The sequence below is a fragment of the Aeromonas sp. FDAARGOS 1417 genome (assembly GCF_019046985.1).
GTDB lineage: Bacteria > Pseudomonadota > Gammaproteobacteria > Enterobacterales > Aeromonadaceae > Aeromonas > Aeromonas veronii.
The window spans coordinates 3,689,347-3,704,322 of sequence record NZ_CP077221.1 but is presented as its reverse complement, the minus strand read 5'-3'; the positions used below and the strand labels follow the sequence as shown (position 1 = coordinate 3,704,322).

The 14,976-nt window shown below is 56.9% G+C and carries 16 protein-coding genes; 5 read left to right on the top strand and 11 right to left on the bottom strand.

The window, feature by feature from the left end:
• Positions 1-164 precede the first annotated feature (164 nt).
• The 4 genes from thyA to rppH all read right to left on the bottom strand — a co-directional run bounded on the left by thyA (position 165) and on the right by rppH (position 4,672).
• A complete protein-coding gene (gene thyA, locus I6L47_RS17115; protein WP_019445582.1) occupies positions 165-959 on the bottom strand; it encodes a thymidylate synthase in 795 nt (264 codons plus the stop codon).
• On the bottom strand, positions 959-1,783 hold the full coding sequence (gene lgt, locus I6L47_RS17110) for a prolipoprotein diacylglyceryl transferase (protein WP_157161487.1): 825 nt from the start codon (positions 1,781-1,783) through the stop codon (positions 959-961). Before lgt ends, thyA begins: the two co-directional genes overlap by 1 nt.
• 67 nt (positions 1,784-1,850) lie before the next feature.
• Entirely contained in the window at positions 1,851-4,130 is a 2,280-nt protein-coding gene (gene ptsP, locus I6L47_RS17105; RefSeq protein ID WP_201906436.1) for a phosphoenolpyruvate--protein phosphotransferase, read from the bottom strand.
• 14 nt (positions 4,131-4,144) lie between these two features.
• Positions 4,145-4,672 (bottom strand): RNA pyrophosphohydrolase, encoded by a 528-nt coding sequence (rppH, locus tag I6L47_RS17100; protein WP_005340421.1) that lies wholly within the window; start codon positions 4,670-4,672, stop codon positions 4,145-4,147.
• 733 nt (positions 4,673-5,405) lie between these two features.
• Between rppH and mutH the strand changes: the two genes are divergently transcribed.
• Complete coding sequence (gene mutH / locus I6L47_RS17095; RefSeq protein WP_042084339.1) at positions 5,406-6,080, top strand: DNA mismatch repair endonuclease MutH; 675 nt, start codon at positions 5,406-5,408, stop codon at positions 6,078-6,080.
• Between the two features lie 80 nt (positions 6,081-6,160).
• Positions 6,161-6,484: an isoamylase early set domain-containing protein gene (locus tag I6L47_RS17090; RefSeq protein ID WP_005348910.1), complete on the top strand. Its 324-nt coding sequence runs from the start codon at positions 6,161-6,163 to the stop codon at positions 6,482-6,484.
• 98 nt (positions 6,485-6,582) lie between these two features.
• Here the strand turns inward: I6L47_RS17090 and rplS are convergent, their stop codons facing one another.
• From rplS to ffh, 5 genes are all read right to left on the bottom strand, one after another.
• Complete coding sequence (rplS, locus tag I6L47_RS17085) at positions 6,583-6,930, bottom strand: 50S ribosomal protein L19 (protein ID WP_005313505.1); 348 nt, start codon at positions 6,928-6,930, stop codon at positions 6,583-6,585.
• Between the two features lie 32 nt (positions 6,931-6,962).
• A complete protein-coding gene (gene trmD / locus I6L47_RS17080) occupies positions 6,963-7,712 on the bottom strand; it encodes a tRNA (guanosine(37)-N1)-methyltransferase TrmD (protein WP_005340400.1) in 750 nt (249 codons plus the stop codon).
• 34 nt (positions 7,713-7,746) lie between these two features.
• Positions 7,747-8,268: a ribosome maturation factor RimM gene (gene rimM, locus I6L47_RS17075; RefSeq protein WP_005340394.1), complete on the bottom strand. Its 522-nt coding sequence runs from the start codon at positions 8,266-8,268 to the stop codon at positions 7,747-7,749.
• A gap of 24 nt (positions 8,269-8,292) precedes the next feature.
• A complete protein-coding gene (gene rpsP, locus I6L47_RS17070; protein WP_005340392.1) occupies positions 8,293-8,541 on the bottom strand; it encodes a 30S ribosomal protein S16 in 249 nt (82 codons plus the stop codon).
• Between the two features lie 177 nt (positions 8,542-8,718).
• Entirely contained in the window at positions 8,719-10,095 is a 1,377-nt protein-coding gene (gene ffh / locus I6L47_RS17065; protein ID WP_005357987.1) for a signal recognition particle protein, read from the bottom strand.
• A gap of 202 nt (positions 10,096-10,297) precedes the next feature.
• Between ffh and ccsA the strand changes: the two genes are divergently transcribed.
• Positions 10,298-11,086, top strand: coding sequence for an inner membrane protein YpjD (gene ccsA, locus I6L47_RS17060; RefSeq protein WP_216947948.1), 789 nt, complete (start codon positions 10,298-10,300; stop codon positions 11,084-11,086).
• Between the two features lie 42 nt (positions 11,087-11,128).
• Entirely contained in the window at positions 11,129-12,409 is a 1,281-nt protein-coding gene (locus tag I6L47_RS17055; protein ID WP_058058355.1) for an HlyC/CorC family transporter, read from the top strand.
• 40 nt (positions 12,410-12,449) lie between these two features.
• Here the strand turns inward: I6L47_RS17055 and I6L47_RS17050 are convergent, their stop codons facing one another.
• Complete coding sequence (locus I6L47_RS17050; RefSeq protein ID WP_005340388.1) at positions 12,450-12,920, bottom strand: Rrf2 family transcriptional regulator; 471 nt, start codon at positions 12,918-12,920, stop codon at positions 12,450-12,452.
• A 111-nt stretch (positions 12,921-13,031) separates the two neighbouring features.
• Here I6L47_RS17050 and hmpA point away from each other — a divergent pair, with 111 nt between their 5' ends.
• Positions 13,032-14,225 carry an NO-inducible flavohemoprotein gene (gene hmpA, locus I6L47_RS17045; RefSeq protein WP_216947947.1) on the top strand — a complete coding sequence of 398 codons (1,194 nt, stop codon included), beginning with the start codon at positions 13,032-13,034 and terminating at the stop codon, positions 14,223-14,225.
• Positions 14,226-14,324: 99 nt separating this feature from the next.
• Here hmpA and I6L47_RS17040 read toward each other — a convergent pair whose 3' ends face one another.
• Positions 14,325-14,909, bottom strand: coding sequence for a tetratricopeptide repeat protein (locus I6L47_RS17040; protein ID WP_139733097.1), 585 nt, complete (start codon positions 14,907-14,909; stop codon positions 14,325-14,327).
• Between the last annotated feature and the right edge of the window lie 67 nt (positions 14,910-14,976).

Sequence of the window (14,976 nt, the reverse complement as noted above, 5' to 3'; positions counted from 1 at the left end):
AAATCGTTTCTTGCTGCTAAATACAACGAAAAAACCGAAGGCAAAATAGAACATACCTGCTATAAGCAGGTTTTTCCTCGTCTCTGGCTACCGTCTTATTAATCAATAAAATGAATTTTCAATTATTTAACTGCATAAAAAAGGCGCCCTGAGGCGCCTTGCTATCAGATGGCGACGGGCGCCTTGATGCCGGGGTGGGGGTCATAACCCTCGATCTCGAAATCCTCGAACTTGTAGTCGAAGATGGAGTCAGGTTTGCGCTTGATCACCAGGGTCGGCAGCGGGCGCGGCTCGCGGGATAGCTGCAGCGCAGTCTGCTCCATGTGATTGGAGTAGAGATGCACATCACCGCCAGTCCAGACGAAGTCACCCACTTCCAAATCGCACTGCTGGGCCATCATGTGGGTCAGCAGGGCGTAGCTGGCGATGTTGAACGGCAGGCCGAGGAACACATCACAGCTGCGCTGGTAGAGCTGGCAGGATAGCTTGCCGTCCGCCACATAGAACTGGAAGAAGGCGTGGCAGGGAGCCAGCGCCATCTTGTCCAGCTCGCCCACGTTCCAGGCGGATACGATGATGCGGCGCGAATCAGGGTTGTGCTTGATGTCATCTACCGCCTTCTGGATCTGGTCGATGACAGAGCCGTCAGCGGCAGGCCAGGAGCGCCACTGCGCGCCGTAAACCGGCCCCAGATCGCCATTCTCGTCAGCCCACTCATCCCAGATGCTGACGCCGTTTTCCTTCAGATAGGCGGTATTGGTATCGCCATTGAGGAACCAGAGCAGCTCGTGAATGATGGAGCGCAGGTGGCACTTCTTGGTGGTCACCAGCGGGAAACCTTCCGCCAGATTGAAGCGCATCTGATGGCCGAACAGGGAGACAGTACCGGTGCCGGTACGGTCTGACTTGACGGTCCCCTCATCGAGGATTTTCTGCATCAGGTCGAGATAAGCTCGCATTATTTCGCCTCCTTCACGGCATTACCGAACAACTGCGGACGCTTATAGGCGGCCCAGATCATCAGGGCACCGGCGATAATCATCGGGGTGGAGAGGATCTGGCCCATGCTGATCTCCTGGAAGTAGAGACCGAGCTGGCTGTCCGGCTGGCGCACAAACTCCACCATGAAGCGGAACAGGCCGTAGAACAGCAGGAACATGCCGGAGATGGCGCCGCGCGGCGGATTCTTGCGCCAGAACAGGTTGAGGATGATGAACAGCACCACCCCTTCCAGTGCGAACTGGTAGAGCTGGGAGGGATGACGCGGCTCGGGGCCGGCCTCCGGGAAGATGATGGCCCAAGGCACATCGGTGACCCGGCCCCACAGCTCACCGTTGAGGAAGTTGCCGATCCGGCCAACGCCGAGACCGAACGGAATGAGTGGTGCCACAAAGTCGGCCACGGTGAAGAAGTGGCGCTTGGTCTTGTGGGCAAACCAGATCATCGCGGTGATCACCCCGATCAGCCCACCGTGGAACGACATACCGCCGGTCCAGATCTTGAACAGGTAGGTGGGATCCGCAAGGAAAAGATCGAAGTTGTAGAACAGCACGTAGCCGACACGGCCACCGAGGATCACCCCGAGGAAACCGTAGAACAGCAGATCCGATACCTCGTTGCGGGTCCAGCCGCTGTTCGGTGCATCGGCGCGACGGCCGGCAAGCCACATGGCAAATGCGAAACCGAACAGGTACATGAGACCATACCAGCGTACCGATAGTGGTCCCAAACTGAATGCTACGGGATCAATCTGCGAGAAAACCCAATATCCATCGTGCTGCATATGCGGCCCCAGTCAAAATAAAAGCCGCATTTTCCGATCATTCGTCAGCAGGGACAAGGCATGATTATCAATCACTCTGTTTCGATTTATGACCGGCTCGCAGCAAACCGCCCAAACCATGCTCCTCCAGATAGCGGGCAAACAGGCCGCGCAGTACGTGGGGGTTGTCATGTTTGAGGCCATCGGCCATCAGTTCGGTCAACTCGCTCAGGGTGGATTGACGCAGCACGTACTTGATCCGGGCGATGTTGTGGGTGTTCATACTGAAGCGACGATAGCCCATGGCAAGCAGCAGCAATACACCGACCGGATCACCGGCCAACTCGCCACACACCGACACCGGCTTCTGGTAACGGTGGGAAGCATCAACCAGCTGTTGCAGGGCGCGGATCACCGCAGGATGGAAGGCATCATAGATGTTGGCAACCCGGGAATTGTTGCGATCTACCGCCAGCAGGTACTGGGTCAGGTCGTTACTGCCCACCGACCAGAAATCGATGAGCGGCGCCATCTCCGGCAAGATAAAGAGGGCTGAGGGCACCTCGATCATCACCCCAAGGCTGGGGTAGCGAATCACCGCATCGCGGCTTGCCGCCTCTTCCGACACCTCTCGCCACGCCTGATCCAGCAGACGACGGGAGGCCTTGATTTCGCTGACGCTGCTGATCATCGGCAGCATGATGGCCAGATTGTCGAGCCCTTCACTAGCCCGCAGCATCGCCTTGAGCTGCACCAGAAACAGTTCGGGGTGATCCAGCGTAATCCGGATCCCCCGCCAGCCAAGGAAGGGGTTTTCCTCGACGATGGGAAAATAGGGCAACGGCTTGTCGCCGCCCACATCCAGCGTCCGCATGCAGACCGGCCGGTTGCGGTAGGTCTCCAGAATGCCGCGATAGCGGGCAGTCTGCTCCCACTCGGAGGGGAAGCTCTCCTGCAGCATAAAGGGGATCTCGGTGCGATAGAGCCCGACCCCGTCCGCCAGCTGGTTGAGGGAGATCTCGGTATCGGCGCTGAGACCGGCGTTGAGCAACAGGGAGACCTTGGTGCCGTCGGCCGTCTCGGATGGCAGGTTGTCGACGCTGCGCACCAGGGTATCGAGCGCCCGCTCTTCGCTCAGCAGCTGACGATACTCGGTCAGGATCACCTGATTGGGCTCGATGAAGAGATCGCCGCTGTAACCATCGACCACCAGCATGCGACCACCGATGTCACCAAGGGGCAGATCTACCCCCATGATGGCGGCCACCCCCATGGCGCGGGCCAGAATGGCCGCATGGGAGTTGGTTCCCCCCTTGAGCGAGACCACCCCGGTCAGATACTCGCGGGGCACTTCCGCCAGAATGGTGGCTGTCACCTCGTCGGCAACCAGCACCACCGGCTCGCCGATGGAGATATGTTCCGGTTCATTCTGCACCAGTCGGCTGATCAGCCGCTGGGCAATATCCTTCACGTCGGTGGAGCGCTCCTGCAGGTAGGGATCCTTCATCCCCCTGAACTGCTCGATCAAGCGATCGCTAATCAGCTTGACCGCAGAGACCGCAGTCCAGTGCTCCTTGCTCACCTTGTTGCGAATCGGCTTGATGTAGCCGGGATCGTTCAGCAGATGCAGGTAGATATCGAAGATCGCCACCGAATCCTGGCTGTAGCTCTCGCGAAAACGCAGCGCCAGACTCTCCAGATCGTGACGAACCTCCTCAACCGCCAGCTCCAGCCGTGCCAGCTGGCTGGCATGGTCTTCATCCTTGCGCGGGGTAATGGACGAGAGCGCCTTGCGGGGCCGCCACACCCAGGCCTTGGCCATAGCGATGCCGCTGGCACCGGCAATACCGCGCAGCGGCTTGCTCCAGTCGGTCTTCTGCAACCACCCCTTGGCCTGCGCCTGGGCAATCCGCGCCGCCAGCTGGGCCGCCAGGGTGACCATGAAGGACTCTTCCCCCTCATCGAAGCGGCGACTCTCCTTCTGCTGCACCACCAGAATGCCGACCACCTGACGCTGATGCATGATGGGGGCGCCGAGGAAGGAGCGGAACGCCTCTTCGGCCACATCGGGCAGGAATTTGAAACTGGGATGCGCGGGGGCATCAGCCAGGTTGATCAGCTCTTCCCGCTGACCCACCAGACCGACGATGCCCTGCTCGTAGGGCAGGGTCACCTTGCCGACTGCGGACGGGGCCAAGCCGTCGGTAGCCGCCAGGCGATAGCGGCGCACCTCGGGTTCCGAGACATAGACGGAGCAGCAGTCCACTGCCATGGCGTGCCGGGTCTGGCTCACCAATGCTTGCAAGGCCTGCTCGAGGGTATTGGCCTCGGCCATGCTCTCGACGATACGTCTCAGTTCCGTTAACAACTAATCTGTGCTCCTTAACGGGCGCGGTTGCGCCGCCCATCCTTCTTGTTGACCTGCACTGCCGGCACTGGCATCGCCAGCGGGGCAAACTCTTTCATGACCCGGCGATAAACCTCCCGCTTGAACGAGACGACCTGACGCACCGGGTACCAGAAGCTGACCCAACGCCAGTCGTCAAATTCGGGATGGCCATGACAGCCGAACTGGATCCGCGACTCCTTGCCCGAATTCAGCTGTAACAGGAACCATTTTTGTTTTTGGCCAATACAGACCGGTGAACTGTCCCAGCGGACAAGACGTTTGGGTAAACGGTACTTTAGCCAGTTACGACTGGTGGCCATGATGGTCACATCTTCGGGCTTGAGGCCAATCTCCTCATACAGCTCTCGATACATGGCCTGCTCTGGCGTTTCACCATCATCAACCCCCCCCTGCGGAAACTGCCAGGAGTGCTGCCCATAGCGTTTAGCCCACAACACTTGTCCTTCACGGTTACAGATCACGATACCGACATTGGGACGAAATCCGTCGCCATCAATCACGTGATCACCTTATAAAGGCTGAATCTATAAGGAGATTGTTCCACATTCACTCCGTGGCAGCAAACAAGGAGTGAATCCCCTGTTTCATGAATAACTTTCGATTTCAAACATACTTATAAACAAATCCAAGGATCCGCGCCCTCAAGTTGCCCACCCAGGCTGTGCATAAAGCTGTTAGCAAACGGGTATATACAGTACTTTTTAACTGTACGCGAAAAGTGCCTCTCCGTATCACCACGCGACATTAAATATAAAAAATCATTACTTTTTATAAGCTTGAGACAAAACAACTGGATCTAGATCCATGCCCCCCCAAGAGCCAGATCCATGATCCGGATTGTGAACAAGTTCAACTGCTCAAAGATCCATCGCGGCGAAATTATCCACAGGAGTGGCACAATATCTACCCCGTTTACCCTGTAAAAATGGGGTGGCATTCACAATTTTTTGTAACATATCAGCGACTCCAACCACTTTCATCCACTTATCCAAGATTTCTGTGGATAACTGTGTGTAACATCATGCACAAACCCTTGGACAACTATTTCGAGGTCAAAGCAGACCTGGCTTACTGCTCGATAAAACAGACAAAATCCTTTAAAATCATAATGATGAACTGATAGCCCCCAAATTCTCTGCATTTGATCTTATCCACTCAGGATCGGTTATAAAAACAGCGATCCTTCTCGGGATCCTCCCCTGTTAGAATATGGCGAGCAAGATGGAGCCAACTATGCCAAGCAATCCCCAATCCGAGCAGGAGTTATTGAGCCGCGCCTATGCCATGGCCGGCTTCACGCTGGCACAGCTGGCCGCCGAGGCTGGTGTTGCGGTGCCCAAAGACCTGCGCCGTGACAAGGGGTGGGTCGGTCAGTTGATCGAGCTGCAACTGGGGGCCAGCGCCGGGAGCAAGCCGGAGCAGGACTTCCCAGAGCTGGGGATCGAGCTCAAGACGATCCCCGTGGATCCTCAGGGCAAACCGCTGGAGACCACCTTCGTCTGCGTCGCCCCGCTGATCGGCGTCAGCGGCCAGCGCTGGGAGGAGTCTAATGTGCGAAACAAACTCTCCCGGGTCCTCTGGATCCCGGTGGAAGGCAGTCGGGAGATCCCGGTTGGCGAGCGGCGGGTCGGCATGCCGCTGATGTGGAGCCCGAATGAAGAGGAAGATCGGCTACTGCGTCAGGACTGGGAGGAGCTGATGGACATGATAGTGCTGGGAGAAGTGGAGCAGATCAGCGCACGCCACGGCCAGGTGATGCAACTGCGGCCCAAGGCGGCCAACAACAAGGCGCTGACTCGCGCCATCGGCCGCGATGGTCAACCCATCATGACCCTGCCCCGCGGCTTCTATCTCAAGATCGACTTTACCCACAGTTTGCTGCAACGCTATTTTGCCTTGCCGACTTGATCTGCCTTATCAACATCTTTGTCATATGGTGGTATAAAAATAGACAGGAGCCATTTTTAACTCACAGACAAGGAGGCGTCATGCCACTGATCAAACAGTTTTTGAAGTCCAAGCCCGAGGTCAAGGTGACCTTTGCAGTAGAGAAAGAGGCGGCTGCAGGGGCGGAACAGGTGATGCTGATCGGCGAGTTCACCCAGTGGCAACCGGTCGAGCTGAAACGCATGAAGAGCGGCGAGTTCAAAGCCACCCTCAATCTGCCGACCGACGGCCCGGGGTACTTTGAATATTGCTACCAGCTCATCACACCGGCAGGGGAAACCCTCTACGAGAATGACTGGGCAGCGGATGACTATGTGCCAGGCCCCTTCGGGCGAGACAACTCGGTAGTTCGGGTCATCCAGTAACGGCTCAATAGACGGATACAAAAAAGGCTCGCCATTGGCGAGCCTTTTCACTACCTGTCGAGCTATTTGCCGACATACCGACACTAATTCGAATCGAATTAGTTGAGCTTCTCTTTGATACGAGCAGCTTTGCCGGACAGGTTGCGCAGGTAGTACAGTTTGGCGCGGCGAACATCACCACGACGCTTCAGTTCTACACTGTGGATCAGCGGAGAGTGAGTCTGGAATACACGCTCAACACCTTCGCCGTTGGAGATCTTGCGAACGGTGAAAGCAGAGTGCAGACCGCGGTTACGCTTGGCAATAACGATGCCTTCGAAAGCCTGCAGACGCTCTTTACCACCTTCTTTAACACGAACTTGAACACGTACAGTGTCGCCCTGGGCAAAAGCCGGGATGTCGGTACGCAGTTGCTCTTGTTCAAGCTGCTGAATAATCTTGCTCATTGTCTTTCCTTACCTAGGATAAACTGAAAACTCTACTTAACGCTGTCACGCACTTCGCGGACATACTCGGCAAGAAGTGATTCTTGCTCGTCAGTCAGAGCTAGGTTGTTAATAAGTTCCGGCCTTCTTTGCCAGGTTCGTCCGAGCGACTGCTTAAGACGCCAGCGTCGAATCACTTCGTGATTGCCGCTTGTCAGCGCCTCGGGCACCGCCAATCCATCCAACACCTCCGGCCGAGTATAGTGGGGATGATCCAGCAAGCCATCCGTAAAGGAGTCTTGCTCGGCACTGGCCTGATCGCCCAAAACCCCGGGGACCAGACGCGAAACCGCATCGATCAGGGTCATGGCAGGCAACTCGCCACCACTTAACACGTAATCCCCGATAGACCACTCTTCGTCGACTTCGGTTTGTATCACGCGTTCATCGATACCTTCGTATCGACCGGCTACCAGAATCAGTTTTTGATTCGTCGCCAACTCGGTTACGCCCGCTTGAGTCAGCTTGCGTCCCTGAGGAGAGAGATAGATGACTTTCGCCCCGTCTCCCGCCGCTTGCTTGGCTGCATGAATCGCGTCACGCAGCGGCTGAACCATCATTAACATGCCGGGCCCACCACCATAAGGACGATCATCGACCGTACGGTGTTTATCGTGGGTAAACTCCCGGGGGTTCCAGCACTCAATCTGCAGCAGGCCACTCTTGACGGCCCGACCCGTTACCCCGTGCTCGGTAATGGCTCGGAACATTTCAGGGAAGAGGCTAATAACCCCAATCCACATAAGAAACCTCCGGCACCCGTGTTAGCGCGGGAAACTAGAAACCAGGATCCCAATCAACTTCGATTGTTCGAGCAGTCAGATCAATATTCTTGATCACCTGCTCTTCCAGGAACGGAATCAACCGCTCCTTTGCACCAAAGGCATCTTTTACATTGGCCTCAACCACCAACACATCGTTGGAGCCGGTTTCCATCAATTCGGTCACCTTGCCCAGGTCGTATCCCTTGGTGGTCACCACGGAGCAACCAATCAGGTCACGCCAGTAGAACTCACCTTCAGGCAACGCAGGCAACAGATCGGCGGGTACGCCAATCTCGACATTGGTCAATGCCAGGGCATCTTCGCGCACATCGATACCATCGAGTTTGCAAATCAGACCCTTGTTGTGACGTTTCCAGGATGAAACCCGAATTTCACGCCACGCCCCGTTCTGATTAATCAGCCAGGGGTTGTAATCGAAAATCGCTTCGGCAACATCGGTGAAGGAGTTCACTTTAAGCCAGCCCTTGATGCCATAAACGGTACCCAGGGTGCCCAGAACTACAGGTTTTTCCACCTTAACTCCTTACCGTTGGGCTGATTAAGCAGCTTTTTTAGCGTCTTTGATCAGCTTGGCAACGCGGTCAGAAACAGCGGCACCAGTAGCAACCCAATGCTCGATACGAGCCAGGTCCAGGTTCAGCTTTTCAGCTTGACCAGCAGCAACCGGGTTGAAGAAACCAACGCGCTCGATGAAGCGACCGTCACGGGCGCAACGGCTGTCAGAAACTACTACCTGGTAGAACGGACGCTTTTTCGCGCCACCACGTTGTAAACGAATGGTTACCATATCGTCCTCATTAACATCTAATGAACAAGGCCCGCAAACACGCGGACCCTAGCTTAAAATAAGCCGCGTAATTCTACTTGGATTCGTAATAATTGCAACCAAGCCAGCCATTTTTTGCGCAGAGCGGCAATGAAAAGGGGCCTGCCGCAGCAGACCCCCATCAACACGCAGGCCGGATCAGAACGGGCCGCGACCGCCACCGAAACCGGGGGGCATCATGTTCTTCATCTGGCTCATCATCTTGCGCATGCCGCCTTTACCGGACATTTTCTTCATCATGCGCTGCATCTCGGTGAACTGCTTGAGCAGCTTGTTCACGTCCTGCACCTGCATACCGGAGCCTGCGGCGATACGGCGTTTGCGGGAACCCTTGATGAGATCGGGGTGGGCGCGCTCCTTCGGCGTCATGGAGCTGATGATGGCTTCCATCCGCACGGTGAGCTTGTCATCCATCTGATCTTTCACGTTATCCGGCAGACCGGACATGCCGGGCAGCTTGTCGAGCATCCCCATCATGCCGCCCATGTTGCGCATCTGGGCCAACTGCTCGCGGAAATCCTCCAGATCGAAACCCTTGCCGCTCTTGACCTTGCTGGCCAGCTTGGCCGCTTTCTCTTTATCGACGTTGCGCTCGACCTCTTCGATAAGAGAGAGCACATCGCCCATGCCGAGGATGCGGGAGGCGAGACGATCCGGGTGGAACGGCTCCAGCGCATCGGTCTTCTCACCCATACCGATAAACTTGACCGGCTTGCCGGTGATATGGCGCACCGACAGGGCGGCACCACCACGGGCGTCACCATCCGCCTTGGTGAGGATCACACCGGTAAGCGGCAGCGCTTCGTTGAACGCCTTGGCGGTGTTGGCAGCATCCTGACCGGTCATGGCATCCACCACGAACAGGGTCTCGACCGGCTTGATGGTGGCATGCAGATCCTGGATCTCGGCCATCATCTCGCTATCAACGTGCAGACGACCGGCAGTATCGACGATCACCACGTCATAGAATTTCTTGCGCGCCTGATCGATGGCGGCGGTGGCGATATCGACCGGCTTCTGGCTGGCATCGCTCGGGAAGAAGTCGACGCCGATGTCATTGGCCAGGGTTTCCAGCTGCTTGATCGCTGCTGGACGATAAACGTCAGCACTGACCACCAGCACCTTCTTCTTGCTGCGCTCTTTGAGCAGCTTGGCCAGTTTGCCAACCGTGGTTGTCTTACCGGCCCCCTGCAGACCGGCCATCAGGATGATCGCAGGCGGCTGGGCAGCCAGGTTGAGCTGTTCGTTGGCCTCCCCCATTACGGTGACCAGTTCACCGTGCACAATCTTGATGAATGCCTGGCCCGGGCTCAGGGATTTGGCCACTTCCTGCCCGACTGCGCGCTCTTTGACACGCGCCACGAAATCACGCACGACCGGCAGGGCGACATCCGCCTCGAGCAGCGCCATGCGGACTTCGCGCAGGGTTTCCTTGATATTGTCTTCGGTCAGGCGACCACGGCCACTGACATTGCGCAAGGTGCGCGAGAGTCGTTCAGTCAAATTCTCAAACATGACGGATTCCGGTTCTTGGCGTAATAAATTGGGGGCATTATAACCCAGAGCGGGCGCGAGGACGATTATTCACCGCACCGCAGCAGCAGGGACCTTCTCCCTATATATGGGCAGATCGGCCGTTGCACAACTGGCGAGCACTTCTCGTGCAAGGTATACTGCCCCTCTTACCCTCAAAAGCTTGTGCAACAACGACCTGGTTATGATCGTAATCTCTGTTCTGGCCCTGGCGTTTTATCTGCTGGCCATCATCGCCTCCCTGCATCTGTTACTGAGCGCCAAGCCGGTGGGACAGCGCTCCCTGTTTGCCTGTATCGGATTGGCCCTGATCGCCCACGCCAGTGCCCTCGGTTCAGAGGTATTGCAGGGTTACGGCCAGAACCTGAGCATGCTCAACGTTGCCTCGCTGGTCAGCCTCATCATCAGTTGCTTCATGACCTGCGTGACCCGCCGCTTCAACGGCTGGATCCTGCTGCCGGTGGTCTACAGCTTCTCGGCCCTGTTGCTGGCTGCCAGCGCCTTGATCCCGGGTCGCTACATAACCCATCTGGAGGCCCATCCCCAGCTGTTGCTGCACATCGGCCTCGCCCTGATGGCCTACTCGGTATTGATGATCGCCTGTCTGTTTGCGCTGCAGCTCGCCTGTTTGGACAAGCAGCTTAAATCGAGAAAAATCAGTAATCTGCCAACCATGCCGCCACTGATGACGGTGGAGAAACGACTGTTTCAGTTGATCTCTGCTGGGGTGCTGCTGCTGACACTCTCCATCGCCTCCGGCCTCTTCTTCCTCGAAGATATGTTCGCCCAGGGCAAGTCTCACAAGGCAGTACTCTCCATCCTGGCATGGTGTGTTTACGTGTTGCTGCTGTGGGGTCATCACACCTATGGCTGGCGCGGCCGTAAAGTCATCACACTCAGTCTGATCGGCAGCTTCATCCTGACTCTTGCCTACTTTGGCAGTCGCTTCGTCAAAGAAGTGCTGTTGAGCTGACACCTATACTCTTTTAGCCATACCATCCAACAGGAGCCCTTTTTGGACAGCATCTCAACGAGTACATTACTGATTGTTCTCGTTATCTTGATCCTTCTTTCCGCCTTTTTCTCCAGTTCCGAAACCGGCCTGATGTCCATCAACCGCTACAAACTGCGGCATCTGGCACAGACCAAACACAAAGCCGCACGTCGCGTCGAGCAACTGCTCGCCCGCCCCGATCGCCTGCTGGGGCTGATCCTGATCGGCAACAATCTGGTCAATATTCTCGCCTCCGCCATCGCCACCATCGTCTGTATCCGGCTGTTTGGTGATCTCGGGGTCGCCATCGCCACCTTCGGCCTGACCCTGGTGGTACTGGTATTCGGTGAGGTGACCCCCAAGACCCTGGCCGCCATGTTTCCGGAGAAGATCGCCTATCCCGCCTCCTGGATCCTCAAGGGTCTGATGGTGCCGCTCTCGCCGCTGGTCTGGCTGATCAACGGCATCACCAGCGGCCTGCTCAAGATGCTGAAGATCAATCCTAACAAGGATGACTCCCTCAACACCGAGGAACTGCGCACCATCGTCAATGAGGCGGGTAACCTGATCCCCCAGCGTCATCAAGAGATGCTGCTGAGCATTCTGGATCTCGACAAGATGCTGGTCGAGGACATCATGGTGCCGCGCAGCGATATCTACGCCATCGACATCAACGATGACTGGAAGAGCATCCAGCGCCAGCTGGCCCACTGCGCTCACACCAAGATCCTGCTCTATCGCGACAATATCGACGACGTTGTCGGCTTTTTACACGCACGCGATGCCCTTAGACTGGTAGCCAGGGACCAGTTCAATAAATCGAGCCTGTTGCGTGAAGTGGACGAGATCTACTTCATTCCGGAAGGAACGCCGCTCAACGTGCAGCTGGCCAAATTCCAGCGCAACAAGGAGCGAATTGGCCTGATCGTCGACGAATACGGCGACATTCAGGGGTTGATCACCCTGGACGATATTCTGGAAGAGATCGTGGGCGACTTTACCACCTCCATGACGCCTGCGCCGAGCGACGAGATCCACCCTCAGTCAGATGGTTCTTATCTGGTCGAAGGCTCAGCCAATATTCGTGAGCTGAACAAGGAGATGAACTGGCACCTGCCCATCGACGGCCCGCGTACCCTCAACGGTCTGATCCTCGAATATCTGGAAGAGATCCCCCAGCCCAACATCGGGATCCGGCTGGCCGGTTATCCTATCGAGATCCTCGATGTAGAGAACAACATGGTGAAGATGGCGCGGATCATGCCTGCATCGTACCGAGCGGAGTCGGATTCGCAAGATTGAAAAAGGGCTGCCAATGGCAGCCCTTTTCTATTGCTCATCGTCACTGTTCATCTTCATCATCCGGCTCCAGCACCAGCGTCGGGATCAACTCGCCAAACACCCGTTGCAACTCGTCGCGGTTGGCCAGCAGGTCTTGCAGCGTATAGCTGTCCATCACCGCCAGAAACGCATCCATCGCCTCTTTCAGCGCACTCTTGAGCAGACAGACAGAGACGATGTGACAAGCGGGCGAGCCGCAGTCAATGCCGTCCAGATTGCCTTCCAGCGCCCTGATTACCTGCCCGATATTGATGGTGGCGGGATCGCAAGCCATGCGAATACCGCCATTCTTGCCACGCTGAGATTGCAGATAGCCCAGCTTCACCAGCTGATTGACCACCTTCACCATGTGGTTGCGGGAAACGCCATACAGGGCCGATACCTTGGCAACGCTCGACAACTCCCCTTCCGGCAGGGTGGCAAGATAGAGCAGGGCTCTCAATCCAAAATCTGTATAACTGGTTAGTCTCATAAAACCTGATTAGCGCGATGCGAAAAGTGGAGTATTGATTCAAATCAAATAAACATCTAGGATGCCACTTATTAAATGACATTTTATATGTTCAATTAGAACGAGGCCCCTATGCTAGATCAAACCACCGTTGCCGTCATCAAAAGCACCATTCCGCTGCTCGAATCGGCAGGCCCTGCCCTCACCCAGCACTTCTACCAGCGGATGTTCAGCCATAACCCGGAGCTGAAAGATATCTTCAACCTGGCCCACCAACGCAGTGGCGGCCAGCCGCTGGCCCTGTTCAATGCAGTCGCCGCGTATGCAAAGAATATCGACAATCTGGGGGCGCTCGCCGGTGCGGTCGAGCGGATTGCGCACAAACATACCGGATTCCTGATCCAGCCGGAACAATATCACATTGTAGGTAGTCATCTCTTGGCCACGCTCAAAGAATTGGGCGGAAGTGCGGTCACCGACGAGGTGCTGGAGGCATGGGGCAAGGCGTATGGCGTGCTGGCAGACATCTTCATCGGCCGCGAGCGAGAGATCTATCAGGAGAAGGCAAGCCAGGATGGCGGCTGGCAAGGAACCCGCACCTTCATCATCAAGGAGAAGCGGGCCGAGAGCGCCCTCATCACCTCCTTCCTGCTGGCGCCGGAAGATGGCAAGCCGGTATTGACCTTCAAACCGGGCCAATACCTCAGCATCAAGCTGGTTCACCCCAAGCTGGAATATCAGGAAATCCGCCAGTACTCCCTCTCCGATGCCCCCAACGGGCAGGATTACCGCATCAGCGTCAAGCGTGAGCCGCAGGGTCAGGTCTCCAACCTGCTGCACGATCACCTGCAGGCGGGTGACAAGATCGAGGTGATGCCCCCTACCGGCGATTTCTACCTGAAAGCCGACAGCCAGACCCCGGTGGTACTGCTCTCAGCCGGTGTCGGCGTGACGCCGATGATGAGCATGCTCAACCAGCTGCTGGAAAGTGCTCATCAGGCCGAGATCACCTGGCTGCACGCCTGCGAACAGGGCGCTGTACACGCCTTCCGGGAGGATATTCAGCAAAAATCCCGCCAGCATCCCAACTTGCTGAGCCGGGTCTGGTATCGGGAGCCGGAGGCCAGCGATGTACAGGGTGAAGATTACGACCAGGCCGGCACCATAGATCTGACTGCCGTGAAGGAGCGCATCACGCCAGAGGCCCACTACTACTTCTGTGGCCCCGTCGGCTTCATGCAGGAGATCAAGCGGCAGCTGCTGGCAGCTGGAGTACCAGCCGGGCAGCTCCATTACGAAGTTTTTGGCCCCCATCAAGATCTCTAAGGCGCGGGCAGCCATATAACAGAGGGAGGTTCCGGCCTGTCATGGCACGGCGGCTGGAACCGGACCCACAGGTGCAGATCTGTGGGTCATTTTTTTGGATCAGTGCATCGCCTTGGCGCGGGCCACCACGTTGGCAGGCATCCGGTTGCCAAGACGGTTGAGCAGACTCGCCGCCTTCTGGTGCAGCGCCTTGTCACCGATGACGGAGCCATGGAGCCAGCGATAGGCGTCCTCATAATCGAGCGGACTACCCATCCCCTGCAACAGCATCTCGACCCACTCGATGCGAGCCCGCAGAAAACCGAGGCTGGCCGCCTCGCGCATCAGAGTTTCGGCTCGCACCAAATCCTTCTGCACCAAAGTTCCTTTCCAGTAGTAGCGACCCAGCTGCTCCAGCGCCGGCGCCAACCCCTGATTGGCCGCCTCCCACATATATTGCACCCCGAGCTCGGCATTGGACTTGGTACAGACCCCCCACGCCAGCATATCCCCCCAGAGGAATTGATAGGCCGGGATCTTCATCACCGAGGCGCGCGCTTCGATATCCTGAGTCAGCTGACAGCGATCCTGCTTCACCTGAGTGAGGTGGCGCCCCTGCTCAATCCAGTTGAGCAGCTCGTCCTGACGATAGAGCGGCACCGCCTGCAACTCGCCAGCGGCCAGTGGCACGGGAGGCGCCACCACAGCGGCAGGTTCAGCCGGTTTTGGCAGCGGTGCGGCCCCCTCGCCACTACTGGCAACGGGTGTGACC

Coding starts and splice junctions, on each gene's coding strand:
- I6L47_RS17050 (WP_005340388.1), bottom strand. CDS start 12,920: ATGAGACTAACCAGTTATACAGATTTTGGATTGAGAGCCCTGCTCTAT.
- hmpA (WP_216947947.1), top strand. CDS start 13,032: ATGCTAGATCAAACCACCGTTGCCGTCATCAAAAGCACCATTCCGCTG.
- rpsP (WP_005340392.1), bottom strand. CDS start 8,541: ATGGTAACCATTCGTTTACAACGTGGTGGCGCGAAAAAGCGTCCGTTC.
- I6L47_RS17090 (WP_005348910.1), top strand. CDS start 6,161: ATGCCACTGATCAAACAGTTTTTGAAGTCCAAGCCCGAGGTCAAGGTG.
- thyA (WP_019445582.1), bottom strand. CDS start 959: ATGCGAGCTTATCTCGACCTGATGCAGAAAATCCTCGATGAGGGGACC.
- lgt (WP_157161487.1), bottom strand. CDS start 1,783: ATGCAGCACGATGGATATTGGGTTTTCTCGCAGATTGATCCCGTAGCA.
- ffh (WP_005357987.1), bottom strand. CDS start 10,095: ATGTTTGAGAATTTGACTGAACGACTCTCGCGCACCTTGCGCAATGTC.
- rplS (WP_005313505.1), bottom strand. CDS start 6,930: ATGAGCAAGATTATTCAGCAGCTTGAACAAGAGCAACTGCGTACCGAC.
- mutH (WP_042084339.1), top strand. CDS start 5,406: ATGCCAAGCAATCCCCAATCCGAGCAGGAGTTATTGAGCCGCGCCTAT.
- ccsA (WP_216947948.1), top strand. CDS start 10,298: ATGATCGTAATCTCTGTTCTGGCCCTGGCGTTTTATCTGCTGGCCATC.
- trmD (WP_005340400.1), bottom strand. CDS start 7,712: ATGTGGATTGGGGTTATTAGCCTCTTCCCTGAAATGTTCCGAGCCATT.